This window comes from Ochrobactrum sp. SFR4, from assembly GCF_019730395.1.
Classification (GTDB): Bacteria; Pseudomonadota; Alphaproteobacteria; order Rhizobiales; family Rhizobiaceae; genus Pseudochrobactrum.
In genome coordinates, this window is record NZ_JAAPBB010001452.1 from 1 (window position 1) to 232 (window position 232).

Below are 232 nucleotides of genomic sequence, written 5' to 3' on the forward strand. Positions count from 1 at the left end.
GGCGCCCCCAGAACTGTCGCCAAAGGCGAGCGTCAGGCCGGTGACAATGATGATGATCACTGCGATGATCTTGGCGACCGGGCCTTCGATGGATTGAAGGATGGATTGCAGCGGTGCTTCCCACGGCATGGATGAGCCGGAGGCATGGGCTGCAGGCGCCAAGAGCAAGGTCGCGTAGGTAACAGCGGCGGCCGTCGCGATGTGGCGGCGGATACGCAATGAGCGGCGGATC

The 232-nt window shown here is 63.4% G+C and carries 1 protein-coding gene; it reads right to left on the reverse strand.

The genetic code is table 11. The features are described from left to right. The coding region (locus HBA93_RS23835; RefSeq protein ID WP_353619442.1) for a TrbC/VirB2 family type IV secretion system protein at positions 1 to 231 on the reverse strand (231 nt) is incomplete at its 3' end. Between the last annotated feature and the right edge of the window lies 1 nt (position 232).